This window comes from Herbiconiux sp. 320_LB (assembly GCF_059691755.1).
Genome location: NZ_JCAWAD010000006.1, coordinates 204,220 through 230,918, shown reverse-complemented (window position 1 = coordinate 230,918; position 26,699 = coordinate 204,220). Strand labels below are relative to the sequence as shown.

Annotated in this window: 25 protein-coding genes and 3 tRNA genes; 13 read left to right on the top strand and 15 right to left on the bottom strand. The window is 69.9% G+C overall.

The features are described 5' to 3' along the window. The first annotated feature begins 25 nt into the window (after positions 1-25). The 4 genes from gyrA to AC59HU_RS16405 all read left to right on the top strand — a co-directional run bounded on the left by gyrA (position 26) and on the right by AC59HU_RS16405 (position 3,175). Positions 26-2,557, top strand: coding sequence for a DNA gyrase subunit A (gene gyrA, locus AC59HU_RS16420; RefSeq protein ID WP_497224496.1), 2,532 nt, complete (start codon positions 26-28; stop codon positions 2,555-2,557). After that, complete coding sequence (locus tag AC59HU_RS16415) at positions 2,550-2,957, top strand: DUF3566 domain-containing protein (protein WP_497224495.1); 408 nt, start codon at positions 2,550-2,552, stop codon at positions 2,955-2,957. Before gyrA ends, AC59HU_RS16415 begins: the two co-directional genes overlap by 8 nt. A 56-nt stretch (positions 2,958-3,013) precedes the next feature. Further along, positions 3,014-3,090: transfer RNA gene (locus AC59HU_RS16410), tRNA-Ile, on the top strand. A 12-nt stretch (positions 3,091-3,102) separates the two neighbouring features. Beyond that, positions 3,103-3,175, top strand: a tRNA-Ala gene (locus tag AC59HU_RS16405). Positions 3,176-3,230: 55 nt separating this feature from the next. On the opposite strand, the gene AC59HU_RS16400 is transcribed toward AC59HU_RS16405, so the two are convergent. Next, entirely contained in the window at positions 3,231-3,782 is a 552-nt protein-coding gene (locus AC59HU_RS16400; protein ID WP_497224494.1) for a hypothetical protein, read from the bottom strand. A gap of 142 nt (positions 3,783-3,924) precedes the next feature. Between AC59HU_RS16400 and AC59HU_RS16395 the strand changes: the two genes are divergently transcribed. Then, positions 3,925-4,464 carry a peptidylprolyl isomerase gene (locus AC59HU_RS16395; RefSeq protein WP_497224493.1) on the top strand — a complete coding sequence of 180 codons (540 nt, stop codon included), beginning with the start codon at positions 3,925-3,927 and terminating at the stop codon, positions 4,462-4,464. An 11-nt stretch (positions 4,465-4,475) separates the two neighbouring features. Further along, positions 4,476-5,369, top strand: a complete 894-nt coding sequence (locus tag AC59HU_RS16390; RefSeq protein ID WP_497224492.1) for a rhomboid family intramembrane serine protease — start codon at positions 4,476-4,478, stop codon at positions 5,367-5,369. 77 nt (positions 5,370-5,446) lie between these two features. Here the strand turns inward: AC59HU_RS16390 and AC59HU_RS16385 are convergent, their stop codons facing one another. Further along, complete coding sequence (locus AC59HU_RS16385; RefSeq protein ID WP_497224491.1) at positions 5,447-5,713, bottom strand: cell division protein CrgA; 267 nt, start codon at positions 5,711-5,713, stop codon at positions 5,447-5,449. A 101-nt stretch (positions 5,714-5,814) separates the two neighbouring features. On the opposite strand from AC59HU_RS16385, the gene AC59HU_RS16380 reads away from it, so the two are divergent. From AC59HU_RS16380 to AC59HU_RS16370, 3 genes are read left to right on the top strand one after another with little or no spacing between them, the layout of a single operon-like run. Next, complete coding sequence (locus AC59HU_RS16380) at positions 5,815-6,642, top strand: class E sortase (protein ID WP_497224490.1); 828 nt, start codon at positions 5,815-5,817, stop codon at positions 6,640-6,642. 4 nt (positions 6,643-6,646) lie between these two features. Next, a complete protein-coding gene (locus AC59HU_RS16375) occupies positions 6,647-6,808 on the top strand; it encodes a hypothetical protein (protein ID WP_497224489.1) in 162 nt (53 codons plus the stop codon). Beyond that, the gene (locus AC59HU_RS16370) at positions 6,805-7,443 is read left to right on the top strand and encodes an anthranilate synthase component II (RefSeq protein ID WP_497224488.1); all 639 of its coding nucleotides are present in this window, start codon (positions 6,805-6,807) and stop codon (positions 7,441-7,443) included. Before AC59HU_RS16375 ends, AC59HU_RS16370 begins: the two co-directional genes overlap by 4 nt. Positions 7,444-7,453: 10 nt before the next feature. Here AC59HU_RS16370 and pknB read toward each other — a convergent pair whose 3' ends face one another. From pknB to AC59HU_RS16335, 7 genes are all read right to left on the bottom strand, one after another. Next, positions 7,454-9,154 carry a Stk1 family PASTA domain-containing Ser/Thr kinase gene (gene pknB, locus AC59HU_RS16365; RefSeq protein ID WP_497224487.1) on the bottom strand — a complete coding sequence of 567 codons (1,701 nt, stop codon included), beginning with the start codon at positions 9,152-9,154 and terminating at the stop codon, positions 7,454-7,456. Between the two features lie 92 nt (positions 9,155-9,246). Then, entirely contained in the window at positions 9,247-11,037 is a 1,791-nt protein-coding gene (locus AC59HU_RS16360; protein WP_497224486.1) for a serine/threonine protein kinase, read from the bottom strand. Continuing rightward, the gene (locus AC59HU_RS16355; RefSeq protein WP_497224485.1) at positions 11,034-12,485 is read right to left on the bottom strand and encodes a peptidoglycan D,D-transpeptidase FtsI family protein; all 1,452 of its coding nucleotides are present in this window, start codon (positions 12,483-12,485) and stop codon (positions 11,034-11,036) included. The genes AC59HU_RS16360 and AC59HU_RS16355 overlap by 4 nt, the downstream gene beginning before the upstream one ends. Positions 12,486-12,489: 4 nt before the next feature. After that, complete coding sequence (locus AC59HU_RS16350) at positions 12,490-13,890, bottom strand: FtsW/RodA/SpoVE family cell cycle protein (RefSeq protein ID WP_497224484.1); 1,401 nt, start codon at positions 13,888-13,890, stop codon at positions 12,490-12,492. Then, positions 13,887-15,281, bottom strand: a complete 1,395-nt coding sequence (locus AC59HU_RS16345; protein ID WP_497224483.1) for a PP2C family protein-serine/threonine phosphatase — start codon at positions 15,279-15,281, stop codon at positions 13,887-13,889. The genes AC59HU_RS16350 and AC59HU_RS16345 overlap by 4 nt, the downstream gene beginning before the upstream one ends. 3 nt (positions 15,282-15,284) lie before the next feature. Further along, positions 15,285-15,872 carry an FHA domain-containing protein FhaB/FipA gene (locus AC59HU_RS16340; protein ID WP_497224482.1) on the bottom strand — a complete coding sequence of 196 codons (588 nt, stop codon included), beginning with the start codon at positions 15,870-15,872 and terminating at the stop codon, positions 15,285-15,287. Between the two features lie 9 nt (positions 15,873-15,881). Beyond that, positions 15,882-16,679, bottom strand: a complete 798-nt coding sequence (locus tag AC59HU_RS16335; protein WP_497224481.1) for an FHA domain-containing protein — start codon at positions 16,677-16,679, stop codon at positions 15,882-15,884. A gap of 199 nt (positions 16,680-16,878) precedes the next feature. Between AC59HU_RS16335 and AC59HU_RS16330 the strand changes: the two genes are divergently transcribed. Continuing rightward, a tRNA-Leu gene (locus tag AC59HU_RS16330) sits at positions 16,879-16,962 on the top strand. A 95-nt stretch (positions 16,963-17,057) separates the two neighbouring features. Here the strand turns inward: AC59HU_RS16330 and AC59HU_RS16325 are convergent. Then, positions 17,058-17,819: an alpha/beta hydrolase gene (locus AC59HU_RS16325; protein WP_497224480.1), complete on the bottom strand. Its 762-nt coding sequence runs from the start codon at positions 17,817-17,819 to the stop codon at positions 17,058-17,060. A 138-nt stretch (positions 17,820-17,957) separates the two neighbouring features. After that, the gene (locus tag AC59HU_RS16320) at positions 17,958-19,328 is read right to left on the bottom strand and encodes a hypothetical protein (RefSeq protein WP_497224479.1); all 1,371 of its coding nucleotides are present in this window, start codon (positions 19,326-19,328) and stop codon (positions 17,958-17,960) included. Between the two features lie 127 nt (positions 19,329-19,455). On the opposite strand from AC59HU_RS16320, the gene AC59HU_RS16315 reads away from it, so the two are divergent. Next, entirely contained in the window at positions 19,456-20,670 is a 1,215-nt protein-coding gene (locus AC59HU_RS16315; protein WP_497224478.1) for an LPXTG cell wall anchor domain-containing protein, read from the top strand. Positions 20,671-20,835: 165 nt separating this feature from the next. Here AC59HU_RS16315 and AC59HU_RS16310 read toward each other — a convergent pair whose 3' ends face one another. Next, positions 20,836-21,507 (bottom strand): HAD hydrolase-like protein, encoded by a 672-nt coding sequence (locus AC59HU_RS16310; RefSeq protein WP_497224477.1) that lies wholly within the window; start codon positions 21,505-21,507, stop codon positions 20,836-20,838. A gap of 126 nt (positions 21,508-21,633) precedes the next feature. Here AC59HU_RS16310 and AC59HU_RS16305 point away from each other — a divergent pair, with 126 nt between their 5' ends. Beyond that, entirely contained in the window at positions 21,634-22,806 is a 1,173-nt protein-coding gene (locus tag AC59HU_RS16305) for an ArsB/NhaD family transporter (RefSeq protein ID WP_497224476.1), read from the top strand. Positions 22,807-22,827: 21 nt separating this feature from the next. Here the strand turns inward: AC59HU_RS16305 and AC59HU_RS16300 are convergent, their stop codons facing one another. From AC59HU_RS16300 to AC59HU_RS16290, 3 genes are all read right to left on the bottom strand, one after another. Continuing rightward, the gene (locus tag AC59HU_RS16300; RefSeq protein ID WP_497224475.1) at positions 22,828-23,229 is read right to left on the bottom strand and encodes an SseB family protein; all 402 of its coding nucleotides are present in this window, start codon (positions 23,227-23,229) and stop codon (positions 22,828-22,830) included. Between the two features lie 71 nt (positions 23,230-23,300). Then, complete coding sequence (gene nucS, locus AC59HU_RS16295; protein WP_497224474.1) at positions 23,301-23,996, bottom strand: endonuclease NucS; 696 nt, start codon at positions 23,994-23,996, stop codon at positions 23,301-23,303. 59 nt (positions 23,997-24,055) lie between these two features. Continuing rightward, on the bottom strand, positions 24,056-24,820 hold the full coding sequence (locus AC59HU_RS16290; RefSeq protein WP_497224473.1) for an MFS transporter: 765 nt from the start codon (positions 24,818-24,820) through the stop codon (positions 24,056-24,058). Positions 24,821-24,990: 170 nt separating this feature from the next. On the opposite strand from AC59HU_RS16290, the gene AC59HU_RS16285 reads away from it, so the two are divergent. Further along, entirely contained in the window at positions 24,991-26,661 is a 1,671-nt protein-coding gene (locus AC59HU_RS16285) for a LacI family DNA-binding transcriptional regulator (protein WP_497224472.1), read from the top strand. Positions 26,662-26,699 lie beyond the last annotated feature (38 nt).

Genomic DNA, 26,699 nt, shown 5'->3' with positions numbered 1-26,699 from the left:
CATCGACAGAGACTGAAACCGAACCATGACGGATGAACTGACCCCTGCCGCGGGAGACCGCATCGAGCAGGTCGACCTGCAGCTCGAGATGCAGCGCTCGTACCTCGACTACGCGATGAGCGTCATCGTCGGCCGTGCGCTGCCGGACGTGCGCGACGGCCTGAAGCCGGTGCACCGCCGCGTGATCTACGCGATGTACGACGGCGGCTACCGGCCCGACCGCGCCTTCTCGAAGTCGGCGCGCGTCGTCGGCGAGGTGATGGGGCAGTTCCACCCGCACGGCGACTCCTCGATCTACGACACCCTGGTGCGCCTGATCCAGCCGTGGAGCCTGCGGTACCCGCTCGCGCTCGGCCAGGGCAACTTCGGTTCGCCCGGCAACGACGGTGCGGCCGCCCCGCGGTACACCGAGACGAAGATGGCTCCGCTCGCGCTCGAGATGGTGCGCGACATCCAGGAAGAGACCGTCGACTTCCAGGACAACTACGACGGCCGCACCCTCGAGCCCGTCGTGCTGCCCGCGCGGTTCCCGAACCTGCTGGTCAACGGCTCGGTCGGCATCGCGGTGGGCATGGCCACCAACATCCCGCCGCACAACCTCCGTGAGGTCGCGGCCGGCGCCGTCTGGTACCTCGAGAACCCCGAGGCGAGCCGCGAAGAGCTCCTCGAGGCGCTGATGCAGCGGATCAAGGGGCCCGACTTCCCGACGGGAGCCCAGATCCTCGGCACCAAGGGGATCCACGACGCCTACCGCACCGGTCGTGGCTCGATCACCATGCGCGCCGTGGTCAACGTCGAGGAGCTGCAGGGCCGCACCTGCCTCGTCGTCACCGAGCTGCCGTACCAGGTGAATCCCGACAACCTGGCGATCAAGATCGCCGACCTGGTCAAGGAGGGCAAGCTCGCCGGCATCGCCGACATCCGCGACGAGACCTCGGGCCGCACCGGTCAGCGCCTCGTGATCGTGCTGAAGCGCGACGCCGTCGCGAAGGTCGTGCTGAACAACCTCTACAAGCACACCCAGCTGCAGGACAACTTCGGCGCGAACATGCTCGCGATCGTCGACGGCATCCCGCGCACCCTTCCGCTGGACGGCTTCATCACCGAGTGGGTCGCGCACCAGATCCAGGTCATCGTGCGGCGCACCCAGTTCCGTCTCGCCGAGGCCGAGGCGCGCATGCACATCCTGCGCGCGTACCTCAAGGCGCTCGACGCGCTCGACGAGGTCATCGCCCTCATCCGTCGCTCGCCCACCGTCGAGGAGGCCCGAGACGGCCTGATCGACCTGCTCGACATCGACGAGCTGCAGGCCCGCGCCATCCTCGAGCTGCAGCTGCGCCGCCTCGCGGCTCTCGAGCGCCAGAAGATCCAGGAGGAGGCCGAGGCGCTCCAGCTCAAGATCGACGAGTACCACGTCATCCTCGGCAGCCCCGCCCGCCAGCGCGAGATCATCGTCGAGGAGCTCACCGAGATCGTCGACAAGTTCGGCGACGACCGGCGCACCGAGATCATGTTCGGCTTCGACGGCGACATGAACATCGAAGACCTGATCCCCGAGGAGGAGATGGTCGTCACCGTCACCCGCGGCGGCTACGTCAAGCGCACCCGGAGCGACAACTACCGCAGCCAGCACCGCGGCGGCAAGGGCGTCAAGGGCGCCCAGCTGCGGGCCGACGACGTGGTCGAGCACTTCTTCGTCACCACGACCCACCACTGGCTGCTGTTCTTCACCAACCGGGGCCGGGTCTACCGTGCGAAGGCCTACGAGCTGCAGGAGGCCGGCCGCGACGCCAAGGGCCAGCACGTGGCGAACCTGCTCGCTCTCGCGCCCGAGGAGCAGATCACGCAGATCCTCGACATCCGCGATTACCAGGCCGCGCAGTACCTCGTGCTCGCGACCAAGGGCGGGCTGCTGAAGAAGACGGCGCTGACCGAGTACGACACGAACCGCTCGGGCGGCATCATCGCGATCAACCTGCGCGACGACGACGAGCTGGTCTCGGCGTTGCTCGTGAACGAGGATTCAGACCTGCTGCTGGTCTCCCGCAAGGGCATGTCCATCCGCTTCACGGCCACCGACGAGGCGCTCCGGCCGATGGGCCGCGCGACCTCCGGGGTCATCGGCATGAAGTTCCGCGGCGACGACTCGCTGCAGGGCGCCAACGTCGTCTCCGACGAGGGATACGTGTTCATCGTCACCGAGGGCGGCTACGCCAAGCGCACCTCGGTCGACGAATACCGGGTGCAGGGGCGCGGCGGTCTCGGCATCAAGGTGGCCAAGCTGCAGGATGCGCGGGGCGACCTGGTGGGCTCGCTGATCGTCGGTGAGGACGACGAGGTCCTTGTGGTTCTTGCCAGCGGCAAGGTGGTACGCTCTGCCGTGGCCGAAGTTCCGGCTAAGGGACGCGACACGATGGGCGTTGTCTTCGCCCGTTTCGCGGACGATGACAAGATCATCGAAGTGGCCAAGAACACGGAACGCAACCTGGAGGCGGAGCTCGACGAGAGCGCCGCCGCAGAGTCTGCGCCTGGAGAGGACGTACCGACGGATGAGTAATCTTGGCGACAAATTCGCGAAGAAAACGGCAAGAGTCGCCACCACCAAGCAGGTTCGCCTGAAGCTGGTCTACATCGATTTCTGGTCGGTTCTGAAGATCGCGTTCCTCTTGGCCATCATCCTCGGGATCGTGACCGTCGTCGCCAGCTTCCTGGTCTGGTCGGTCCTGAATCAGACCGGTGTGTTCGACTCCGTCAACACGCTGCTGCAGGACATCGCAGGCCAGGGCAACTTCAACCTCTTCGACTTCGCGTCGCTGCCGCAGGTGATGGGCTTCTCGGTCGTCGTGGCGGTGCTGAACGTGATCGTGATCACGGCTCTCGGCGCCATCGGAGCGGCTCTGTACAACCTGGCCGTGCGGATCACCGGCGGAATCATGCTCGGCTTCACCAACAAGTAGGAGCCGAATTGGCCGAAGAGACCCTCGTAGGGTAGTCTCGACTCTGGTCAAAAAACGGGGCTATAGCTCAGGCGGTTAGAGCGCTTCGCTGATAACGAAGAGGTCCAAGGTTCAAGTCCTTGTAGCCCCACCACTTCCCGTTTCCGGGGCCTTAGCTCAGTTGGTAGAGCGCCTGCTTTGCAAGCAGGATGTCGGGAGTTCGATTCTCCCAGGCTCCACGAAAAAGCCCCGCCGCTCCGAGAGGAGCGAGCGGGGCTTTCTTGTCTCCGGGGATCAGCTCTCGGGGCTGGTCTCGGGCTCGGGATCCTCGTCGGCGATCCAGAGCTCGTCGTCGGCGCGGAAGGTCTGCCAGAGGGCGTAGCCGAGGCCGGCAGCGGTCACGACGCCGAGGCTGATCACGAAGAACAGCCCGACCTTCGAGCCGGCCGACTTCGGGGCCTGCTTGTCGAGCGTCTTGGCGGCCTGCGCGGCCTTCTTGCCGGCGTTCTTGACGAACTCCGGGTTCTTCGACGACTGCAGCACGGCGGCGGCGGAACCCACGGTTCCGGCCAGGGCGGGGAGTACGTCGGAGGAGAAGCGGTGCTTGACCTGCTCGCCGGCGACCTTGACCTCGGCGACCCGCTTCGAGATTACGGGAGCGACCTGGTCGGCGGCGGCCTTGACCCGCGGCTTGACCTCTTCATCGGCCAGGTAGCTCGCCTGCTTGCCGGCCTCGCGGAGAATCGCGTTGGCACGGTCGAGCACGGCCTGCTGGTCGACCCACAGGTCTTCTGCCGTTCCCTTCAGACGCTTGAGCGCCTTGCGACGCTTTCGGGAAAGACTCATGGTGAAACCTCCATCGGCGAGAGCACGGTTGACCCCATCTTGGCACGCAATGCCAGACCGCAGTAGTTGAGCCTCTGATCATCCACCTCACATCAGCTGGACGCTCACTGGATGCTCGGCCGCGATGTGACAGAATCGAGGTATGCCCGCACACACCCACGTCGCAACCCTCACCACCAACCACGGTCCCATCGTCGTGAACCTCTACGGTCACCAGGCACCCAAGACCGTCAAGAACTTCGTCGGGCTCGCGAACGGCGAGATCGAGTGGACCGACCCGAAGACGGGCCAGCCCACGCACGACCGCCTCTACGACGGCATCGTCTTCCACCGCATCATCCCGGGCTTCATGATCCAGGGCGGCGACCCGCTGGGCAACGGCACCGGCGGCCCCGGCTTTAAGTTCGACGACGAGATCAACGGCGAGCTCAACTTCAACGAGCCCTACGTGCTCGCCATGGCCAACGCCGGCATCCAGGGCGGCAAGGGCACCAACGGCTCGCAGTTCTTCATCACCGTCGGCCCGACCACCTGGCTCCAGGGCAAGCACACCATCTTCGGCGCCGTCGCCGACGACGCCTCCAAGCGCATCGTCGACAAGCTCGCCGGCGTCGCCACCGACGCCTACGACCGTCCGCTGGACGAGGTCGTGCTGGAGAGCGTCACCGTCGAAGAGGTCTGAGCACCGCTCGCATGACCAGTGCGCCGTACTCGGCTGACAACTACTGCTACCGCCATCCCGACCGTCAGAGCTTCGTGCTCTGCCAGCGGTGCGGCAAGACGGTGTGCCCGGACTGCCAGGTGCAGGCCGCGGTAGGGGTGCACTGCCTCGACTGCGCGCGTCAAGACCGGCGTGAGACGCCCCGGGCCTACTCGGCCGGGCGGCGACCCGCGTTCCTGCGCAACCTGACCGGGGCGGATGCGCCGGTGGTCACCTACGCGATCATGGCGGTCTGCGTGATCGTCTACCTGCTGCAGCTGATCCCGGGCCTCGGCGTGACGCAGGCGCTGATCTACGCGCCGGCCTACACGATCCCGGCCACGGGGGCGCCGCTCGAGCCGTGGCGGATGATCACCTCGATGTTCGCCCACTCGCCGCTGAGCGCGCAGAACCCGTTCGGCATCTTCCACATCCTGTTGAACATGTACACGCTGTTCGTGCTCGGCCCCTCGATCGAGCGGATGGTGGGCAAGGGGCGCTTCCTCGCGCTGTACCTGGTCGCCGGCTTCGGTGGATCCGTGGCGGTCGCGCTGCTCGCGTCGCCGCTGTCCGCGGTGCTCGGCGCATCCGGAGCCATCTTCGGCCTGATGGGCGCCTACTTCATCATCAACCGGCACCTCGGCGGGTCGAGCGCCCAGATCGTCGTGCTGGTCGTGATCAACCTGGCGTTCGGGTTCGTCGTCTCCGGGATCTCGTGGCAGGCCCACGTCGGCGGTCTGATCGCCGGCGGGCTGGTCGCCTTCGTCTACGTGAGGACGCGGGCGATCCGGAAACGGAACCTGCAGATCCTGCTGGTGGCCGCGATCGTCGTCGGACTGGTGCTGCTGACGGTCGCCAGGGCGCTCGTCTACCCGATCACCGGATAGCGGTTCTCACAGGTTTATCCACAACCCGAGAGTTATCCACAGGAGATTCCACACTGGGGATAATTACAGCCGTGTAATTAACGCCATCTCGTGGTCATGATGAAGCCGATGAAGGCGATCCCGAAACCGATCAGGATGTTCCAGCTCCCGAGGTCGGGAATGGGGAACAGGCCCTGGCTCACGTAGAACACGATGATCCAGAGCAGCCCGATGATCATGAACCCGAACATCACCGGCTTGAACCAGACGGGGTTCGGAGCCTGCGCGGACTCGTCGCGGCTGGTGCGCTGAACGTCGCGGGAGCGGCGATCCAGGTCCTTGGTCGGTGCTTTGTCTCGGGCCATGCCGATGATTCTAACGGTCTTTGGCGAGCGGTTCTCCACCGGTTTTCCACAGGCGCCACTCTCGGGGCGGCTCTCCAGGAAGAAGCTCTTAGGATTGGGGCATGAGCGAGCAGACGCCCACCGAGCCGTCGCCCCCCGCAGCCGGGGTCGAGACGGCCCTCAAGCGCCCCCGTCGGCAGAAGCGGAGCATGTTCTCCCGAGTCGTCGGTGTGTTCGGCGAACTGCTGATCACGGCGGGTGTCCTCGTACTCCTCTTCCTGGGGTGGCAGTTCTCGCTCAACGGGATCATGCTGAGCAACCAGCAGGCGTCGGATGCGAACTCGCTCACCGACAGCTGGGCCGGCGATGCACCGACCAGCCAGGCGCCCGCGCCCGCTGCGACCTCCTCGGCCGCCGCCCCCTCGAGCTTCCAGTACGGCGAGCCGCCCGTGCTCGCGGCGCCGGGTAACACGCAGGAGTTCGCCGTCTTGTACGTGCCGCGCTTCGGCTCCGACTTCAAGAAGACGATCGCCGAGGGTGTCGATCCCCGCACGGTGCTCAACAAGGGCGGCGCCGGCCACTACGCGACGACCCAGATGCCCGGGCAGGTCGGCAACTTCGCCGTCGCCGCGCACCGCGACGGTTGGGGCAGCCCCTTCCTCAAGATCAACGAGCTGCAGGTCGGCGACCCGATCTACATCGAGACGCAGGACGGCTGGTACACCTACACCTACCGCGGCAGCGAGTACGTCACGCCCTACGGTGTGGGTGTCATCGACCCCGTGCCGCAGTCGCCCGGGGCGACGCCGACCGACCGGTTGATCACGCTCACGAGCTGCAACCCGCTCTATGTCGCCTCCGAGCGCATCATCGCCTACGGCGTGCTGACGGACTGGACCCCGCGTTCAGCCGGAGCGCCCGCCGCCATCGCCGGAATCGTGGGGGCCTAAGTCCATGTACGCAGCTCTGTGGCGCATCCTGCCCGGCCCGCTCTGGGTCCGCATCCTCATCCTCGTCGTGCTGCTCGCCGCCTTGCTGTTCGTGCTGGCGTTCTACGTCTTCCCCTGGGTTGACAGCATCACCGCCCCGGTGCAAGACGTGACGGTCGACCAATGACCCGGGTTCTCGTCGTCGACAACTACGACAGCTTCGTCTACACGCTCAACGGCTACCTGCAGCAGCTCGGCGCCGAGACCGACGTGGTGCGGAACGACGCGTTCGACGCCGCCGACGCGGCCGAGACGATCGCCGCGTACGACGCCGTGCTGCTGTCTCCCGGCCCCGGCAAGCCCTCTGACGCGGGGGTCTCGATCCCGGTGGTCTTCGCGGCCCTCGAGACCGGCACCCCGCTGCTCGGGGTCTGCCTCGGGCACCAGGCGATCGCCGAGGCCCTCGGCGCGACGGTGACGAACGCCGACGAGCTCATGCACGGCAAGACCTCGGTCATCCGGCACGACGACAGCGCCTTCTACGACGGGGTGCCTGACGGGTTCACCGCGACCCGGTACCACTCGCTGGCGGTCGTCGACGGCACGGTTCCCGAGAGCCTGGTCGTCACATCACGCACCGACGGCGGGGTCATCATGGGCCTCCGCCACGTCTCGGCTCCGGTCTACGGCGTGCAGTTCCACCCGGAATCGGTGCTGACCGAGGGCGGTTACAAGATGCTCGCGAACTGGCTCGCCACGGCGGGGCTCGTCGAGGCGCCGGCGCGGGCCGCCGAACTGAACCCGCTGCTGCGCGCGGTCTGACGCCGAGCGGTCAGACGCCGCTGCAGTAGCGGATGGTGATCTCCGACTTCTGCACCGCATCGCCCGCGGCGATCGACTGGCTCGAAACCGGGTTCGTGGCCTGGGTCTTGCACCCGGGATCCTGCTCCACCTTGACCTGGAGCATCACCCGCTCGAGGGTCGCGCTCGCGACGTCGATGGGCTGACCCGCGACATCCGGAACCGTGACCAGGCCGCTGGAGACCAGGAGATCGATCGTGTCGCCCGCGAAGCTCTTCGCGGTGGAGGCCGGGTCGGTGCCGATCACCACGTCGGCGGGCACGTCGGGAGAGTTCTCCTTCACGGTCTTGCCCACCACGAATCCCGCGGCCTGCAGGGTCTGCGACGCCTGATTGGCCGCGACGCCCGAGAGGTCGGGGATCGCGACGGCCTGCCGCCCCTGTGAGACCCGCACGTCGATCACGGTGCCGGGGCTGACGATCGTGCCGGCCGGGGGATTCGTGTCGACGACCTGGCCCTGCGGGATCGTGTCGCTGTAGACGAGGTACTGCGCCGTGATCAGGTCGAGCTGCTGGAGCGTGGCGTCGGCGGCCTCGTAGGTCTGGCCGGTGACGGTCGGGATCTGCCGGGAGGTCGAGGGCAGCTGATCGCTCGGCTGCAGCGTGAGCACCCAGAACACGATCGCGACCAGGATGACGGCGACCGAGACGATGCCCGCCCAGATCCACACCACGGGCGGCCGCGACTGCGTGCGCACCGCGTACTCGTCGTCGCCGGCGAGCTGGGTCAGGGCGGCGTCGCTGCCCTGCGCGAGGCTCGGCGGTGCGCCGAACAGAGAGCTCTGGAAATCGTCGGCCGGGAGCCGCTTCGACGGGATCTTGCCGGCGCCGGCGACCTCGAGATCGCCGCGGAACTCCACCGCGCTCTGGAAACGAGCGAACCTGTCCTTCGCGAGGGCGTGCAGCACCACCTGGTCGATCGCCGGGGAGACCGAGGGGTTGACCTTCGACGGCGCGACCGGCATCTCGCTGACGTGCTGGTACGCGACCGCCACCGGCGTCTCGCCCTTGAAGGGCGGTTCGGCGGTGAGCATCTCGAACAGCACCACGCCGGTCGAGTACAGGTCGGTGCGGGCGTCGACGGACTCGCCGCGCGCCTGCTCGGGAGAGAAGTACTGGGCGGTGCCGAGGATCGCGGTGGTCTGCGCGACCGTGGCCGACGAGTCCGAGATCGCGCGGGCGATCCCGAAGTCCATGACCTTGACCTGCCCGCCGTGCGTGATCATCACGTTGCCGGGCTTGATGTCGCGGTGCACGACGCCGGCGCGGTGCGAGTACTCCAGAGCGGTGAGGATGCCCTCGGTGATCCGGATCGCCTCGGCCGAGTCGACCGGGCCCTCCTTGATCAGATCCTTCAGCAGCTTGCCCTCGACGAACTCCATCACGATGAAGGGCACGACGCCCTCGAAGCCGCCCGCCTCGGCGACGCGCTCCTCGCCGGCGTCGAAGACGCGGACGATCGTCGGATGCGCCATCCGGGACGCCGCCTGTGCCTCCTGCCGGAAGCGGGTGCGGAAGACCGGGTCGCCCGCGAGCGAGGACTTCAGCAGCTTGATCGCGACCTGTCGGCCGAGTCGCTCGTCGCGGCCGGAGTAGACGTTCGACATCCCGCCCCGGCCGATCAGCTCGCCCAGGCGGTATCGCCCGGCGAGGAGACGGTTGTCGTCGGTCACTGTCGATAACTCCTGGATCTCTGCCGGCTAGTACGGGGGTGCGGGGTCGTGCTGGGCTGCTGAGCCGTGTTGGTGCTCGTGCTCGTCGCCGCTCAGTTGTTCTTCGGTGCGCCGCCGCCGGCGCCAGCACCTGCACCCGTGCCGGCCGGGGTGTTCGTCGGGGTGGGCGCCGCGCCCTCGATGGTGAGCGTGAGCGACGGCGAGTACCCGGAGACCGAGTTCGAGCAGCTCACGTTGTACTTGACCTCGATGGTCGAACCCGGCGCTCCGGTGGCCGTCAGCGTGGCCGCCGTCGTGGTGCCCGGGGTCGAGGTCACGGTCGCGTTCGTCGCGTCGACCGAGTACCCGGAGAGGGTGGTGCCCGAGGGGCAGCTGTACGAGGTCCAGCCGATCGCGAAGTCGGTGCCGGCCCGCACCTTCCCGTCGCTGGACCCGGAGGTCACGGCGGGGGTGGTGGTCGGGGAGTCCGGAACGATCACGTCGGTGTAGACGGTGAGCGCGATCGTCGTGCCCTTGGCCACGTTGCCGACCGGGGTCGCCTGGTAGACCACGTCGACCTGGTCGGCGCTCGGAGCGGCGTTGCCGGGGACGCGGTTGGCGCTGAGACCCATGTTCTGCAGGATGCCGGCGGCCTCGTCGAAGGACTTGCCCTTCAGCTCCGACTCACTCACCGCGACCGAGGTGCTCGTGGGCGTCGGGGTCACCGACGGGGTCGGGGAGGTCGGCGGCGGGGTCTGCGACGCGCTGGTGCTGGGCGTCGCGGGTGCGCTCGAACCGTTCGCCTGCACCACGAGGGCCACGATCGTGCCGATCAGCACGAGGCCCAGGATGATGATGAGGACGATGAGCGGCCAGGTCCACGGGGAGCGCTTCTTCGGCTCTTCCGCGGGCAGGTCGTCGGCGACCGGCGGCACGGGCCCGGCCGGGCCGAGCGGACCGCCCGGCGTCGCGAGCAGGGCCGTGGCCTGCGTCGGAGCGCCGGAGGGCATGACGGTGGTCGCCACGGTGGGCGGCAGGCCCTCGGGGCCGAGGACGGCCGGCACGGCGGCCGCGGCCGAGGCGATGTCGCCGCGGCGCAGGGCCATCGCCGCGCGGGCGAGCGCCGCGGTCGAGGCCGGGCGGTCTTCCGGCTTCTTCGCGATGCAGGAGAGCACGAGGTTGCGCACCGGCTCGGCGATCGTGACCGGCAGGTCGGGCGGGGTCTCGTTGATCTGGGCCATCGCGATGGCGACCTGCGACTCGCCCGTGAAGGGGCGCTTGCCGGCGAGGCACTCGTACGCGACGATGCCCAGCGAGTAGATGTCGGTGGTCGGCGAGGCCGGCTGACCGCTCGCCTGCTCGGGCGAGAGGTACTGCACGGTGCCCATGACCTGGCCCGTGGCGGTGAGCGGCACCTGGTCGGCGATCCGCGCGATGCCGAAGTCGGTGATCTTCACCCGGCCGTCGGGGGTGATCAGGAGGTTGCCGGGCTTGATGTCGCGGTGCACCAGGCCGGCGGCGTGCGCGGCCTGCAGCGCGAGGGCGGTCTGCGCGATGATGTCGAGCACCCGGTCGGTCGAGAGCACGTGCTCGCGCTCGAGGATGGTCGAGAGCGCCTCGCCCGGGACCAGCTCCATCACGAGGTAGGCGCTGCCCTCCTCCTCGCCGTAGTCGAAGACGTTGGCGATGCCCTCGTGGCTGACGAGGGCGGCGTGCCGGGCCTCGGCGCGGAAGCGCTCCAGGAATCCGGGATCGCCGAGGTACTCGTCTTTCAGGATCTTGATGGCGACGGTGCGCCCGATCACCAGATCGGTGGCCTGCCAGACCTCGCCCATGCCGCCGATCGCGATGCGATTGGACAGCTCGTACCGGCCCCCGAAGGTCACCCCTGCTGTGGGTCTCATTTACGTAAGCCCGCCTCTAGTACTCGTTGTGCGATCGGTGCAGCCACCTGGTTCCCCGTCCCGGACTGACCCAGCCCGCCGCCATCCTCCACGACGACCGCGACAGCGATCTGCGGGTTGTCTGCGGGGGCGAAACCGGTGAACCACAGCGTGTAGGGATCACCGTCCCCGTTCTCCGCGGTTCCGGTCTTACCAGCCACACTGACCCCGTCTATTCTTGCATTAGTCGCCGCGCCGTTATCGACGGCGTCGACCATCAGACCCGAAAGTGTCGAAGCTGTTACCGAAGTCAGCGGGGTGCCGAACTCCTTGGCCTCGAAGCTCTCCAGGACACTCAGATCCGGTGCCCGGACCTCGTCGATCAGGGTGGGGGTCATCAGCTTTCCTCCATTCGCCACGGCGGCCGAGAGCATCGCGATCTGGATCGGCGTCGCCACGTCGCTGCCCTGCCCGAAGGCCGAGAGCGCGAGCTGCGCGTCGTCGAGGCCGCGCGGGTAGACGCTGGGGGAGACATCCATCGGCACCGACAGATCGCTGCCGAAACCGAAGGCCTTCGCCATGTCGCCGAGGGCGCCCTCGCCCATCTCGACGCCGAGCTCGGCCATCGGGATGTTGCAGGAGAGGATGAACGCGGTCGCGATGGTGACCGTGTCGCCGCCTCCGCAGGTTCCGCCGCCGGCATTGCTGACCGTCTGGTCGCTGCCGGGGAGCGGGAACCGCGCCAGGTTCGGCTCGGTGTGGTCGACCGGGAGGTTCGCGTTCTGGAGCGCCGCCGAGGTGGTGATGATCTTGAACGTGGATCCCGGGGGGTTCAGGTCGTTGATCGTCTTGTTGATCAACGGATCGCCCGACGCGGCGATCAGCGAGTCGTAGGTGTCGAGCACCTGCTGGCTGTCGTGCACGGCGAGCGTGTTCGGGTCGTAGTCGGGCTTGGAGACCATCGCCAGGATCCGCCCGGTGGCCGGCTCGATGGCGACCACCGCGCCCTGATAGCTGCCGAGCGCGTCGTAGGCCGCCTGCTGGATGACCGGGTCGATCGTCAGCTCGACCGAGGCCCCCTGGGGGTTCTGCCCGGTCACGAGGCGGTTGAGGTACTCCAGGAACTGCGAGTCGCTCGTGCCGCTGAGGTAGTCGTTCATCGACTGCTCGATCTGGCTCGAGCCCTGACCCAGCGTGTAGTAGCCGGTGACCGCGCTGTAGAGCGGGCCCTGGGGGTAGCTGCGCTGGTACTTGAACTCGTCGGTCGTCGGCACCGACATCGCGATCGGCTGACCGTCGACCAGGATCGGGCCGCGCTCGGTGTCGTAGGAGGCGTAGACCGTGCGGGCGTTCCGTGCGTCGCTGGAGAGGTTGTCGGCCTGGAAGAACTGGATGGTCGTCGTCGAGACGAGGAGGGTGAGGAACATCAGGAAGACCACGATGCTCACACGCTTGAGTTCACGGGTCACGGCTCTAGATCACCAGCCTTGGCTGATTGCGGACTGTGTCCGACAGGCGCAGCAGGAGCGCCACGATGATCCAGTTCGCGACCAGGGACGAGCCTCCGGCCGCCAGGAACGGCGTCGTCAGGCCGGTCAGCGGGATGACGCGGGTCACGCCGCCGATGACGATGAAGCACTGCAGGGCGACCGTGAACGAGAGGCCGACACCCAGCAGACGGCCGAAGTCGTCCTGCCCCGCGAAGCTGATCCGAAGGCCGCGGGAGATGAACAGCAGATACAGCGCGAGGATCGCGAAGAGACCCGCGAGCCCGAGCTCCTCGCCCAGCGAGGCGATGATGTAGTCGCTCTGCGCCAGCGGCGTGATGTCGGGCCGGCCTTCGCCGAGACCGGTGCCGATCAGGCCTCCGTTGGCCAGGCCGAACAGGCCCTGCACCAGCTGGTAGCTGCCCCCGTCGGCGTCGTACTGGGAGCTGGCGAACGCATCCAGCCAGTTGGTGAAACGGTCGTTGACGTACACCAGCACCTGGCTCGCGATGACCGCGCCGGCCAGGAACAGTCCGACGCCCAGCACCACCCAGCTGGCTCGCCCGGTGGCGACGTAGATCATCACGACGAACAGGCCGAAGTAGAGCAGCGCCGTGCCGAGGTCACGCTGGAAGATGATGATCGCCATCGACACGCCCCAGAGCACGAGGATGGGGCCGAGGTCGCGACCGCGGGGGAACCGCATCCCGAGCACCTTGGTGCCGACCATCGAGAGGCTGTCGCGGCGCGAGACCAAGTAGCCGGCGAAGAACACGGCCAGCGCGATCTTCGCGACCTCGCCGGGCTGGAACGAGAAGGCGCCGACGTGGATCCAGACGCGGGCGCCGTAGATCTCCTGACCGATCACCGGGAGCATCGGCAGCAGGAGCAGGACGGCCGCGATCAGCATCGCCAGGTAGGTGTAGCGCTGGAGCACGCGGTGGTTGCGGATCAGCACGATCACCAGGATCGCCAGCGCGATCGCGATCCCGCTCCAGACCACCTGGCGCACGGCGGTGCTCTCCCAGCCGGTGAGGTTCTCGGCGATGTCGATCCGGTAGATCATCGCGATGCCGATACCGTTCAGCAGCGCCGCGATCGGCAGGATGAACGGGTCGGCGTTCGTCGCCACGAAACGCAGCGCGATGTGCATCCCGATGACGAGGATGGACAGCCCCGCGCCGAGCGTGACCACGGTGCCGTCGGCGTAGCCGAGCGCGCCGAACTGCACCAGCACGACCGCGAGGGCGTTCACGGCGCAGACGAAGACGACCAGGAACAGCTCGACGTTGCGGAGCTTCTGCGGCACGCGGATGCGGCGGATGCCGCGGCCCGGGGTGGGGGCCGGCTGATCCGGGGTGGCGACGGAGGCGGTGGGGTTCGTCATGGCGCCGGGGTGCTGCCGTCGGTGGTGCCCGGGTTCTGCGTGCCGTCGGCCGGCGTTGCGGGCGGCGGCGTGCTGCCGTCGGTGGGCTGGACGTCGGTGGGCTGGCTGCCGTCGGTCGGTGCGGTGCCGTCGGTCGGGGTGTTCGTGGCCGCCGAGTCGCTCAGGCGCTTCACGATCTCCAGGGCCGCGGTGATCGAGTCGGCGCTGATGGTGTTCTCGACCTGGCGGCGGGTGTAGTCGGGCAGCGCATCCGTCGTCACGTCCGTCTCCTGGAAGACGTGCGAGAGCGCGATCGGGCCGACGCTCTGCTGGATGCCCTGGAAGATCGCGACCGAGCCGTTCGAGGCGCCGACGTAGTAGCGCGTCTGGGTCCAGCGGTAGCCGGCGTAGAGGCCGCCGGCGATCAGGGCCAGCACGACGACCAGCGCCACCAGCCAGGTCGCCTTCCGGCGGCGGCTGCGACGCCGGTCTTCTTCGATCAGCTCGTCGAGGTAGTCGTCGGAGCCCGGCTCGAAGTGGCTGGGCTCGGTGCTCGCGGGGCCGCGGGGGTGCATCCGGAGCCCCGGGATGCCCGCGATGCGCACGGTGCGACGCACCGGCTGCTCGAACGCGATCGGGACGGCCGCGGAGCCGACGACGACCGGTTCGACCTCGGGGGTGTCGAGCGACTGGTGCACGTCGACGACGACGACGGTGACGTTGTCGGGGGCGCCGTGGTCCAGGCTCTCCTTGACCAGGGCGTCGGCGGCCTCGCGCGGCTCGGCGTTCTCTTTGAGGATCTTCTCGATGTCGTCGAACTCGACGACCCCGGAGAGGCCGTCGGAGCAGAGCATCCACCGGTCGCCGGGCCGCGTGTCCATCACCTGGAGGTCGACCTCGGGGGCCGCGTCGACGTCGCCGAGCACCCGCATGAGCACCGAGCGGCGCGGATGGGTCTTTGCCTCCTCGGGCGTGATGCGCCCCGAGTCGACCAGCCGCTGCACGAAGGTGTGGTCGACCGTGATCTGGGTCAGCACGTCGTCGCGCAGCCGGTAGACGCGGGAGTCGCCGATGTGCGCGAGCGCGACGCTGTGGCCGACCCGCACCAGGGCGCTCAGGGTCGTGCCCATGCCGGTGAGCTCGGGATGCTCGTAGACCGTCTCGGTGAGCACCGCGTTGGCCGCGACGATTGCCTCCTGCAGCGCGAACTCGGCGTCGACCGCGGAGGTGTACTGCCCGTCGATCTCGGCCAGACGTTTGAGGGCCAGGGCGCTCGCGACGTCACCGCCCGCGTGCCCGCCCATCCCGTCGGCGACGGCGAAGAGCGTCTCGCCGGCGAAACCCGAGTCCTGGTTGTTCGAGCGGATCTTGCCCACGTGGGACACGGCCGCGCTCACGGTCGTAATGGCCACGGGTTACCGTCGCAGTTCGAACGTCGTCGCGCCGATGCGGATGGGCGTGTTGAGCGGGACGTGCACCGGGGCGGTCACACGCTGGCCGTCGAGGAAGGTGCCGTTGGTGGAGTCGAGATCCTGCACCACCCACTCCTCGCCCCAGACCATCAGGCGGGCGTGGTGCGTGGAGGTGTAGTCGTCGCGGATGACGACGCTCGAGTCGGTGGAGCGCCCGATCGTCAGCGGTTCGGTGCCGAGCGGGATGTCGGTGCCCGCCTTCGGGCCGGAGGTGATGACCAGTCGGCCGGCGTTCGCGGTCGACGCGCGCGGAGGACCGCTCAGCTCGGTGCCGGGGGCCGGCACGAAGGTGGGCACCTTCGGGGCGGCCGGGGGAGGGGTGACCGGGGCTGCGGCGGCCGCTCCGGCCGGGGCCGCGCCCGCCGCAGCGACGCCGGTGGGGGCGACCGCGGGGCCGGCCGCCGCATCCTTCAGCTTGCGCACGCGCTGCCCGAACAGGTCGGACCGCATCGTGTAGACGACGATGAAGATGAACACCCAGAGCAGCGCCAGGAACGCCAACTGCAGGATGAGGAGGGTGAGTTCGCTCATTGTCGCCGTCTACCGCCAGAATCCGCCGGGATCGAGGGGCGGGCGGTCGTCGTCGTGGGAGCGGGCTCGGCCGGTGTCGCGCGCCTGGGCCGGCATGCGGGTGGTCGCCGCGGGGTCGGCGGGCCGCCGGGAGGCCGGGCGGCTGGTCTGGGGCACGACGCGGAAGACGATGGAGGTGCGGCCGATCTGGATGACGGACTCGGGCTCGATGTTCGCGCGGTCGAACGGGCGGCCGTTCAGCTGAGAGCCGTTCGTCGAGCCGAGGTCGTGGGCCTGGGCGTGCGTGCCGTCCCACAGGATCTCGACGTGCTTGCGCGAGGTGCCCGTGTCGTCGACGGTGATGTCGGCGTCGCTGCCGCGGCCGATGACGGTGCGCGACTTGGTGATCGGGTGGCGCTTGCCTGCGACGTCGAGCACCGGGGTCCAGGCCACGTCGCCCTTGACGTTCGAGGACTCGATCTGGATGACGCCGGTCGACAGGCGCTGGTCGTTCACCAGGTCGATCGAGACACCGCCGGCGAACTGGAACCCCTGCTGGGCGGCGTGCTGCTGCACGATCGAGTTCAGGTCGTCGATCAGGGTCGGGCCGATCGTGGTCATGCGCTGGAAGTCGGCGGGGGCCAGGAGCACCCGGAAGCTGTTCGGGACCAGGATGCGGTCGCGCGAGACGACGGCGGCCTTGGTGTCGAGTTCGCGCTTCAGCGCGGAGGAGATCTCGACCGGCTGGAGCCCCGAGCGGAAGGTCTTCGCGAAGGCGCCGTTGACGGCGCGTTCGAGACCCTTCTCGAAGTTGTCCAGTATTCCCACGTCTCTCCCGATCTTCTTTCTCGCGTCGCGACTCGGCCGCCGGGGCGGTGGCTTCGTGGTGGCGGTCGATGCGCCGCGAGGGCGGCGCGCGCTGTCAAAGGCGTGAATGCTACGACGATGTTACTTGTCTTGGGTGTTAATGCACTCTCAGGGCCCGGTTCGCACGCGTCGCGCCGGGCGTGCTAGTCTCTCCTAGTTCGCGCGAGTGGCGGAATTGGCAGACGCGCTGGCTTCAGGTGCCAGTGCCCGCAAGGGCGTGGGGGTTCAAGTCCCCCCTCGCGCACGGACAGGAGTGCCGGTCTTCTTCGGGAGGCCGGCACTTCGTTGTTTTCCGGGTTGCTCACGTCTCGCTTCTCGTGCTCGTCCGCGCCCGCATCCTCAGCGGATGAAGGCGGTGAGGGCCTCGGTGAGTTCGCGGCGCACGGTGGCGTCGTCGACGGTCGAGGTGCCGTCGCCGGGCTGCAGGCCGTAGTCGCCGAACTGCGCGTGGGAGGCGCCGTCGAGCACCACGTAGACCGTGTCGGCGGGCAGCTCGGGCTTCGAGGCGTCGATCTTCTCCGGGGTGCTCAGGCCGTCGTTGCTGCCCGAGACCGAGAGCACGGGTTTCGCGAGGCCGGACTCGTCGCCGGCGCAGTAGGAGCCGAGAAGTACAAGTCCTTTCACGCCGGCAGAAGGGTCGGCGGCGTACTGGCAGGCCTTGACTCCGCCGAGGCTGTGGCCGCCGACGAACCAGTCGGTGACCCCGGCGCTCGCCGGGGCGAGGGCGGTGAAGTCGGAGAAGGGCCGGAACTCGAGGATCGCGAAGTTGAGCACCGGGCGCACGATCACGACCGTGGTGCCCGCATCGACCAGACCGCTGAGCTTCGAGGCGTAGGCGAGCGGGTCGACCTTGGCTCCGGCGAGGAAGACCAGGCCCGTGCCGTTGCCGGCCTCAGGGTCGGAGGGGGTCATCACGACGTGGTCGTAGCTCCAGCGCGCGTCGATCGCCGGGTCGTCGGCGATCGCCTGCACCGGGGCGGGCGTGGCGGCGTAGGTCGTCTCGGCGTAGACGAGGAAGCCGCTGACGGAGGCGAGGAGGGCTGCCACGACGGCCACGGCCGTGATGCGGAGGGCGGGGTGGCGGCGACGGCGGGTGGTCATGGTCGCACTTTATCGGCGTGGGCCGGGCGGGTGAGGTTCGGCGGCGGGGTGGTGGTGGCGCGGCGGGCGGTGGTGCGCAGGTGGTAGCGGTGCGCTGGTGTTGCGGGTGGTGGTGCTCCGGCCGGCTCGGGCGCCGGATCAGCGCAGGGCGTCGTAGCGGGCCAGGGCGTCGGCGTCGGTGGCCAGGGTGGCCGCGCGGCGGGCTCCGTCGAGCGCGGCGACCGGGTCGGACTCGGCCCGGGCGAGATCGAGCTCGCGTTCGGCCGCGGCGAGGCGGGTGCGGGCATCCGCGCCGACCCGCGCGCGACGGCCCGAGATCGCGTCGCGAGCGGTGCCGATGTGGCTCGTGGCGATGGCCACGGCGCCGACCAGCGCCTCTCGGGCCGAGTCGAGGCGCTGCTGGGCGGTGCGGGCGACGGCGAGCGTGCGGTCGAGGGCCGCGGCGGCGGCGCTCACCGCATCCACGTCGGCCAGAGGATGCGCCCGACTGCGCGCGCGGGCCGTCGAGACGGCGTCGTCGAGAACCGCGGAGGCCTCGGCGATGTGCGCGACCGCCTCCGCATCCTCGATCGAAGCGGACAGCCGGGCGGCCTCGGCGAGCTGGGCGGCCGCGGCCTCGAGCGCCTGCTGCCGCGCCTGGCGGGCGCCGAGGAGGGTGGTGCGGTGCCGGTCGATGGCGTCGAGCAGGGCCAGCCCGGTGCGGGCCGCCGTCTCGGCCGACTGCACGGTGCGGGTGACCGGGGCGATCGAGTTCGCGGACAGCGAGGCCTCGGCCTCGGCGGCGAGGGACTCGGCCTCGTCGAAGTGGTGGGCCGCGGCGGTGTCGTTGTCGCGGATGCCGGCCAGCGCATCCGGATCGTAGGCGTCGGCGAGCTCGGTGAGCGTGGCCGTGGCCAGCGGCAGGCGGGCACGGCCGGCCTGGACGGTCTCGCGTAGGCGGCGGAGCGCGTCGGGGGCGGAGGTCTCGAGCCGGCGGAGGCGCTGGAAGGCGCGGGACTGCGCGGTGACCAGGGCCAGGGCGGCGTCGCTGAGCGACAGGATGCGCTTCGCCCAGTCGCGCTTCTGCTGCTCGGTGTCGGGGTAGGCGTCGTCGAGCTGCTGTTTGAGCGTGAAGGCCTCGGAGGAGCGGCCGCGGGCGGTCACCAGGGCGTCGGCGAACTCGCGGACGTCGGTGTTGCCGAACTCGGCCCGGGCGAACTCGAGCTCGTCGGCGGCGTCGCGGATGGCGTCGTCCATGCGCACCAACTGGATGTCGGCCTGCTTGAGCAGCTGGTCCAGCGGCAGGCGCACGGGGGCGCCGCCGGGGATCTCCGGCGGTGCGGAGCCGAGCTGGACCGCGGGGTTCGACGGGTCGGCGGGATTCGACGGGTCCCTCGTGAAGGCGGGGTTCGCGGTGCGGGCGGCGATGCCTCGACGGGCGCGGCCGCGGAGCCAGCGCAGGCCCAGGATCAGAGCCAGAAGGGCCGCCCCGAACACCACGAAGGTGGGGATGAGGGAGAAGTCGCCCATGCCCTCCATAGTAAGGAGGGTTCGCGGGGCGCGCCGTGGTGGATGAGTAGAGATTGCTCATAACGGTGGGAGGCGTTTGTCGGAGAGCGTGGGGGACGTTCTTGTCGCACCTCGAAAGCGGGTCCCTATGTCCTCCGTGAGCCTCACGCGTCCCTTCGGTCTCGCCCTGGCGGTGGTGCTCGCGCTCGCCGGAGTGCTCGCGGGCGCCCTGTTGGCTGTCGGAGCGCCGGCCCAGCGGGCGCATGCGATGCCGGGTGACCAGGTGTCGATCTCGGTGCCGGGATTCGGGGCCGACTTCGGGTACGTCAAGCAGGGCCGGGTCGTCACGCGCACCGTGGAGGTGCTGAACGACGGCGTCGACGCGGTGTCGATCGACCCGACACCGCTGACGGCTCTGGCCGCGCCGTTCCAATTGGTCTCGACGACCCTGGTCGCCGGCGAGTCGATCATGCCCGGCCAGCGTCGCGCCTTCGTCGTGCGCTACACCGCGCCGCCCGCGCGGACCCCCTCGCTGCAGAACGTCACGCTGACCGCGGTGGACCTCGAGCGCACCGGCACGGCCACGCTGGTCGTCCCGGTGAAGGCCGAGTCGCTCACCACCGACCGGGCGTTCTTCGAGGTCGCGGTGCCGGGCGGCGGAACCACGCTCGACTTCGGCACGGTGAAGACGGGGGAGTCGGCGACCAAGCGACTGACACTGACCGTGCGCGGCATCGATCCGCTGCGCTTCGCGAACGCCGACGTGGTCGTGCGCGATCAGGGTGGCGCGGTGATGTCGACGGTGTCGATCTCGGCGTCGTCGTTCGGGGCCGGCCAGACCATCGATCCGGCGGCGACCCCCAACACGGCGACCGTCGACCTGCGGTTCGCACCGACCGCCGCGGGCACGTTCTCCGGCACGATCACGATCGTCGGGCGGATCATGAACGGCGATCCCGAGGCGCAGAGCGTCACCGTGGTGCTGCCTCTGGCGGCGCGCGCGACGGCCGCGGTCGTGCCGACGCCGACGCCGACTCCGTCCCCCTCGCCCACGAACCCTGCTCCCGGCGGTACCGGTTCCGGCACGGGCACCGGCGGCACCGGCGGCACGGGCACCGGGTCGGGTGCGGGTGGCTCGGGCACCGGATCGGGCGCGGGCGGGGCGAACTCCGGCACCACCGGCGCGGGCTCGGCGGCCGCGGGCACCGGCGGCACGGGCTACCGCGGAACCGCGGGCACCGGAAGCCTCGCGAAGACGGGCAGCGACCCCGTCTTCGCGGTGGGCTTCGCCGGCCTCACGCTCCTGGCGGGCGGCCTCGCCCTCGCGCTCGCACGCCGCGCGCGTCGCACCCCCACCCGCTGAGGCTAGCCTCCCTGTCCCCGACCCGTCAGTTGTTGTCGCCATCCGAGGCCTTTAGCGACAACAACTGACGGGTCGAGGGCCTTCGGGGCGTCACCGGGTTGGGGTGGGCGGGAGCCTCATCACCCGGGGGCCGGGGCGGAGGGCCGAGGGGCTTCGGGGCGGGGGCTAGAGGAGGGCGGCGCGGAGCTGGTCCACGGAGTGGACCACGGCGATCGCCCCGACGGCCTCGGCGGGGGAGCCGTAGCCCCACTCGACCATGATCGTCGGGATGCCGTGCTCGGCCGCGCCCTCGACGTCATGCTCGCGGTCGCCGACCAGCACGAGGTTCGAGAGGTCGACCTCCTGCTCGCGCAGGCGGCGGAGCGCCTCGGCGATCACGTCGGCCTTCGAGCTGCGGGTCTCGTCCTCGGAGGATCCGCAGACCACCGTGAAGCACGAGGCGATGTCCAGGTGCTCCAGCACGCGGGCGGCCTGCACCTCCGACTTCGAGGTCGTCAGGGCGAGCGGGATGCCCGCGGCATGCAGCGCCCGCACCAGCCCGAGCATCCCCGGGTAGACGGCCGCGTCATCCTGAGGGCCCTCGCTGGCGGCGAGACCGCGGTAGACGACGAGAGCCTCCTTGGCCTCCTCCTCGTTCATCGAGGCGACGTCGCGGAAGCCGTCGAGGATCGGCGGACCGACGAACGCGACCAGCTCGGCCGGGAGCGGAACGGGCCGGCCCATCGCCGTCAGGGTGCGGGAGAGGCGCCCGATGATGCCGGGCGCGGAGTCGGTGATGGTTCCGTCGAGATCGAAGAGGATGCACGACCACGGCTTCGAAGGAGTAGTGGGAATCACTCAGACATCCTAGGGTCGGCACACAGCCGACGTGCGTCGGCCACCGAGAATGCCCTCGATCCGGGGCCGCCGGTCGACAGCTGAAGACTCCGATCGGCGGGGACGCGGGCATAGACTCACCGCAGCATGCTCGCCTTCGCCGCGCGCCGGGTCGGCGCCATCCTCACCCTCCTGCTGCTCGTGGCCGCCGCGATCGTGGTCGCCACCGGGCTGCTGCCGCTTCCCGAGTTCGGCGCGCTCGCGGCCCGGGTGAGCCCGGTGCTGGCGTTCGTGGTCGGCATCACGATCGTCGCCGAGCTCGCGAGCGCCGCCGGGGTGTTCACCGCGCTCGCCGAGCTGATGGCCGGCTGGGGGCGCGGGCGGGTCGTGCTGCTCTGGGTGCTCGTCATCGCGCTCGCCGTCGTCAGCACCGCGTTCCTCTCGCTCGACACCACCGCGGTGCTCGTCACCCCGGTCGTGGTCGGGCTGGCACTGCACATCGGGGTCTCGCCGCTTCCGTTCGCCCTGGTGACGGTGTGGCTGGCGAACACCGCCTCCCTCTTCCTCCCGGTCTCGAACCTCACCAACCTGCTCGCCGCCGACGCGCTGGGCGAGACGCCGGCCCAGTTCCTGGCGACCACGGCCGTGCCCGGGCTCGTCGGGGTGCTGATCAGCGTGGCCATCCTGTCGATCGTCTACCGCCGGTCGCTGCGCGGGCGCTTCACGCTGCCCGAACGCACCCCGATCACCGACAAGCCCCTGCTGATCTACTGCGCGGTCGTCGTCGTGGCGCTTCTGCCGATGCTCGTCTCGGGCATCGAGGTCGCCATCGTCGCGGGGGTCGCGGCGGTGCTGCTGCTCATCGCGTTCCTGGTGCGCAACCGGAGCGCGATCGGCATCTCGCTCATCCCGTGGCAGGCGCTCGGCATCGCGATCGGGCTGTTCGTGCTGGTCGAGGCGGCCCAGGTGCACGGCCTCGGCGATCTGCTCTCGACCGTCAGCGGCTCGGGCGACGACCCGCTGAGCCTCGTGCACCTCGCCGCCGTGGGCGCCGTGGGGGCGAACGCGATCAACAACCTGCCCGCCTATCTGGTGCTCGAACCGCTGGCGGGGGATCCGCTGCGGCTGACGGCCCTGCTGATCGGCGTGAACCTCGGTCCGCTCGTCACGCCCTGGGCCTCGCTCGCCACCCTGCTCTGGCACCAGCGGCTCAAGGCGCTCGGGGTCACGGTCTCGTGGCCCAAGTTCATGGGGCTGGGCCTCGTAGCCGTTGTGATCATCGTGCCGCTGTCGGCGCTGGCGCTCGCCCTCGTCGGCTAGCGCGCATCCGCGGCCAGCCGGTCAGGCGACGACGAACTCGCGCTTGACGATCTGGCCGATGCTGCCGGCGTCGAACTGCACGGCAACGAAGTCGGCGGTCTCGATGAAGGCGAGCGCCTCGGCGGCGGGGATGATCAGCGCCTTGACCCCCGGTCGCTCGTCGACCGGCACCGCCAGCCGCAGCTCGCCGAGCGAGGTGAACAGGGGCAGGATCAGCTGACCCTCGGTCGAGAGCACGGTGCGCAGCTGGGGGTCGGCCGGGTCGGTCGTTCCGGTGACGTCGACCACGAGACCGCCGGTGCGCATGGCGGCGAGCAGTGCATCCAGCGTCGTGCGATTGGGCAGCGCGGCGAAGGTCTCGAGCGCCTTGCGCAGCGGACGGTTAGCGTAGGTCTTGGGGAAGGCGGGTGCACGACGGGCCATCCGTCAACCCTACGGGTGACCGCTCCGGCGTGCGAGCGGGCCGTCCGAGGGTCGCAGCCCGTGGTCCGGGGTCAGAACAGCCGGGAGTCGGCGTCGTCGAGACCGCGCATGGCGTCGTAGTCGAGCACGACGCAGCGGATGCCCCGGTCGAGTGCGAGCGTCCGCGCCTGCGGCTTGATCTCCTGAGCCGCGAAGACCCCCTGCACCGGAGCCAGGTGCGGGTCGCGGTTCATCAGCTCGAGGTAGCGGGTGAGCTGCTCGACCCCGTCGATGTCGCCACGCCGCTTGATCTCGACGGCCACCGCGGCCCCGGCGGCATCGCGAGCGAGGATGTCTACCGGACCGATCGCCGTCATGTACTCGCGGCGCACCAGGGTGTGCCCGTCGCCGAGCACCGTGATCTGCTCGGCGAGGAGCTTCTGCAGGTGCGCCTCGACGCCGTCCTTGACCAGGCCAGGGTCGATGCCGAGCTCGTGCTCGGAGTCGTGCAGCACGTCGTAGAGCGAGACCACGAGCACGTCGTCGGTCTTCTTCTGCGTGACCTTCCAGAGCTGGGTGATCCCGGCCTCGGCCTGGTCGGCGTCGGGCTCGAGCACCGTGATGCTGCACGGCGGGCTCATCCAGTTGAGGGGCTTGTAGCTGCCGCCGTCGGAGTGCACCAGGATGCTGCCGTCGCTCTTCAGCATCAGCAGACGCTTCGCGAGCGGCAGGTGGGCGCTCAGCCGGCCGGCGTAGTCGACGGAACAGGTGGCAATGACGAGACGCACCAGTAGAGCGTAACGCCCGGCGGGTGCACGCCCGGCCCGGCTCCGGCCGCGCGCCCGACTCAGCGCGGGGTGGAGGCCTCGCGGGCGGGGGCGCCGGAGACGGTGCGCCGGATGCGCTCGCGCGCGGCCGGCGAGGCGATGCCCGCGAGGGCCACCAGTACCAGCACCAGCAGAAGCGCGTGCAGGATGCCGAACTCGTGACCGAGCAGGCCCAGCACCGGCGGGCCCACCAGGAACGCCACGTAGCCGATGATCGCGACCGCGCTCACCCGCGCCGCGGAGAGCTTGGGGTCGTCGGTGTCGGCGGCCGCCGACATGCCGACCGGGAAGCCGAGCGAGCAGCCGAGCGCCCAGAACACGGTGCCGATCGAGGCGAGCCAGATGTTCGGCGCGAGGATGAACAGCAGCAGACCCAGCACACCGAGCAGCGCGCTGACCCGCAGCACCGGAACCCGCCCGAACCGGTCGAGGATCGGCCCGCCGAGCACCCGGCCGAGGGTCATCGAGACCGTGAAGACGCCGAAGACGAGGGCGCCGACCGTGTTCGACTGGTCGTGCCCGTCGACGACGGCGAGGGCGAGCCAGTCGTTCGCCGAGCCCTCGGCGAACGCCATGCCGAGCATGATCACGCCGATCGCGAGCAGGCGCAGGTCTTTCCAGACCGCGAGGCTCGCGAGCAGGCGCCGGCCGAACGTGGGAGTCGCCGCGGAGGAGGCGGAGGAGCCCGACGCGGCGGAGATGCCGGCGGGGGAGGCGCCGGTGGGGGTGGTGCCCGCGGGGGCGGAGCCGGTCTGCGGCGCGTGCGCTTGCGGTATCGGCCGCATCCGGAACCGCCGCCTCGGCGCCCCGGGGCACGTACCGCACGGCGACCACGCCCGCGACGCCGATCAGCAGCCCGATCACGATCAGGTGCACGGCGACCGGGATCGACAGCGCCGAGGCGAGGGCGCCCAGGCCCGCACCGGCGACCGTGCCGAAGCTGAAGAAGGCGTGCATGAGCGGCATGAGGGTCTTGCCGATCGCGCGCTCGGAGGCGGCGCCCTCGACGTTCATCATCACGTCGAGTGCGCCGTTGGCGAAGCCGAACAGGGCGAGGCCGACGGCCACGAGGGTCACCGTGACCGCGACGGAGGCGCCGAGACCGATCACGGCGAGCGAGACCGTGAGCAGCAGGAGGCAGAGCAGCATCCCGGTGCGCGCACCCGTGCGCAGCATGACCGGGGCCGAGGCGACCAGGCCGATGACCGAGCCGGCGGACATCACGAAGATGAGGAGTCCGACCTGGGCGGTGTCGAGCTGCAGCCCGTCGCGGACCGCGGGGAGCCGGGCCACCCACGAGGCGATCGAGAGGCCGCTGAGGGCGAAGATCGTGAAGATGGCGTTGCGCCAGGCGATGAGCTGCCGGCGCTTCAACGTCTCGGTCATGATCTCCTTCGATGCGGGAGGGATGGGGTCGAATCGATTCGATCGAACCGATTCGACTACGCTAGCAAGCATGCCGGGCACTCAGCAACCTCCCCTCGCGAGGGCGACGCTGCTCGACGTGGCGCAACGCGCCGGCGTCTCCCGGTCGACCGCCTCGCTCGCCTTCAGCGGAGCCGGCCCGGTGTCGGCCGCGACCCGCGACCGCGTGATGGCGGCGGCGGCCGAGCTCGGCTACTCGGGGCCGGATCCGCGCGCGCGATCGCTGCGCCAGGGCCGGTCGGGAGTGGTGGGGATCGTGTTCGACGAGACGCTGCTCGCCGCGTTCCGCGATCCGGTGAACGTGGCGACCCTGGACGGCATCGCGTCCGGCCTGGGCACGGGGAGCAACGGGCTGCTGCTGCTGACCGAGGCGCCGGTCGGCACCGACGCAGAGGCGATCGAGCCCGTCGGGACCGACGCAGAGGCGAGCGAGCCCGCCGCACCACAGGCCGCCACCGCATCCCCCTCGCCCATCGAATCGGCGGCGATCGACGCCGCCGTGCTGATGGGCTGCGCACCGGCCTTCGGTCGGGTGGTCGAATCGCTGCGTCGACGGGGGGTGCCGATCGTGTCGATCGAGGGCGGACCCGAGGCCGGGGTGGTCGACATCGCACTCGACAACGCCGACGCCTCCGAGACGCTCGCCCGGCATCTGCACGGTCTCGGGCACCGACGCGTGGCCACCGTCACCCTCGCGACCGACGTCGAGCGGCGATCCGGCTTCGTCGACGCCGAGCGGGAGGCGGCGACCACCACGACCGTGACCGCCGACCGCCTGACCGGACTGCGTCGTGTCTACCCCGACGCCGTCGCCTATTCGGCCTCCTTCAACCTGGTCGAGTTCGGCGCGGAGGCCGCCCGGGCGCTGCTCGCGAAATCGGACGGGCAGACCCCGAAACCGGCGGACGAGCGGCCGACCGCGATCCTCGCGCAGAGCGATCTGCTCGCCGTCGGGGTGCTGCAGGTCGCCGAGGAGCTCGGCCTCGCGGTGCCCGCCGACCTCAGCGTCGCGGGCTTCGACGGGGTGCGGATCGACGGCCTCGCCGCACACGACCTCACCACGATGCGCCAGCCGGCCGCCGCGAAGGGCCGGGCCGCGGGGCTCGCAGTGACCAGGATGCTCGCCGGTGAGATGGCCGAGTCGGTGCAGTTCACCTGCGAGCTGCACCTCGGCGACACCACGGGGCCGGTGCCGGCCTAGACCGGTGGGCCGGTGCGGGACTAGGCCGGTGATTCAGT

Excerpts from the sequence above, each read along its gene's own strand:
- AC59HU_RS16415 (WP_497224495.1), top strand. The coding sequence starts at position 2,550 with ATGAGTAATCTTGGCGACAAATTCGCGAAGAAAACGGCAAGAGTCGCC.
- AC59HU_RS16325 (WP_497224480.1), bottom strand. The coding sequence starts at position 17,819 with ATGACCACCCGCCGTCGCCGCCACCCCGCCCTCCGCATCACGGCCGTG.
- AC59HU_RS16370 (WP_497224488.1), top strand. The coding sequence starts at position 6,805 with ATGACCCGGGTTCTCGTCGTCGACAACTACGACAGCTTCGTCTACACG.
- AC59HU_RS16300 (WP_497224475.1), bottom strand. The coding sequence starts at position 23,229 with ATGGCCCGTCGTGCACCCGCCTTCCCCAAGACCTACGCTAACCGTCCG.
- AC59HU_RS16290 (WP_497224473.1), bottom strand. The coding sequence starts at position 24,820 with ATGCGGCCGATACCGCAAGCGCACGCGCCGCAGACCGGCTCCGCCCCC.
- AC59HU_RS16395 (WP_497224493.1), top strand. The coding sequence starts at position 3,925 with ATGCCCGCACACACCCACGTCGCAACCCTCACCACCAACCACGGTCCC.
- AC59HU_RS16285 (WP_497224472.1), top strand. The coding sequence starts at position 24,991 with ATGAGCGGCATGAGGGTCTTGCCGATCGCGCGCTCGGAGGCGGCGCCC.
- AC59HU_RS16340 (WP_497224482.1), bottom strand. The coding sequence starts at position 15,872 with ATGAGCGAACTCACCCTCCTCATCCTGCAGTTGGCGTTCCTGGCGCTG.
- AC59HU_RS16375 (WP_497224489.1), top strand. The coding sequence starts at position 6,647 with ATGTACGCAGCTCTGTGGCGCATCCTGCCCGGCCCGCTCTGGGTCCGC.
- AC59HU_RS16400 (WP_497224494.1), bottom strand. The coding sequence starts at position 3,782 with ATGAGTCTTTCCCGAAAGCGTCGCAAGGCGCTCAAGCGTCTGAAGGGA.
- AC59HU_RS16305 (WP_497224476.1), top strand. The coding sequence starts at position 21,634 with ATGCTCGCCTTCGCCGCGCGCCGGGTCGGCGCCATCCTCACCCTCCTG.
- gyrA (WP_497224496.1), top strand. The coding sequence starts at position 26 with ATGACGGATGAACTGACCCCTGCCGCGGGAGACCGCATCGAGCAGGTC.
- AC59HU_RS16380 (WP_497224490.1), top strand. The coding sequence starts at position 5,815 with ATGAGCGAGCAGACGCCCACCGAGCCGTCGCCCCCCGCAGCCGGGGTC.
- AC59HU_RS16390 (WP_497224492.1), top strand. The coding sequence starts at position 4,476 with ATGACCAGTGCGCCGTACTCGGCTGACAACTACTGCTACCGCCATCCC.
- AC59HU_RS16360 (WP_497224486.1), bottom strand. The coding sequence starts at position 11,037 with ATGAGACCCACAGCAGGGGTGACCTTCGGGGGCCGGTACGAGCTGTCC.
- AC59HU_RS16315 (WP_497224478.1), top strand. The coding sequence starts at position 19,456 with ATGTCCTCCGTGAGCCTCACGCGTCCCTTCGGTCTCGCCCTGGCGGTG.
- AC59HU_RS16350 (WP_497224484.1), bottom strand. The coding sequence starts at position 13,890 with ATGACGAACCCCACCGCCTCCGTCGCCACCCCGGATCAGCCGGCCCCC.
- AC59HU_RS16320 (WP_497224479.1), bottom strand. The coding sequence starts at position 19,328 with ATGGGCGACTTCTCCCTCATCCCCACCTTCGTGGTGTTCGGGGCGGCC.
- AC59HU_RS16385 (WP_497224491.1), bottom strand. The coding sequence starts at position 5,713 with ATGGCCCGAGACAAAGCACCGACCAAGGACCTGGATCGCCGCTCCCGC.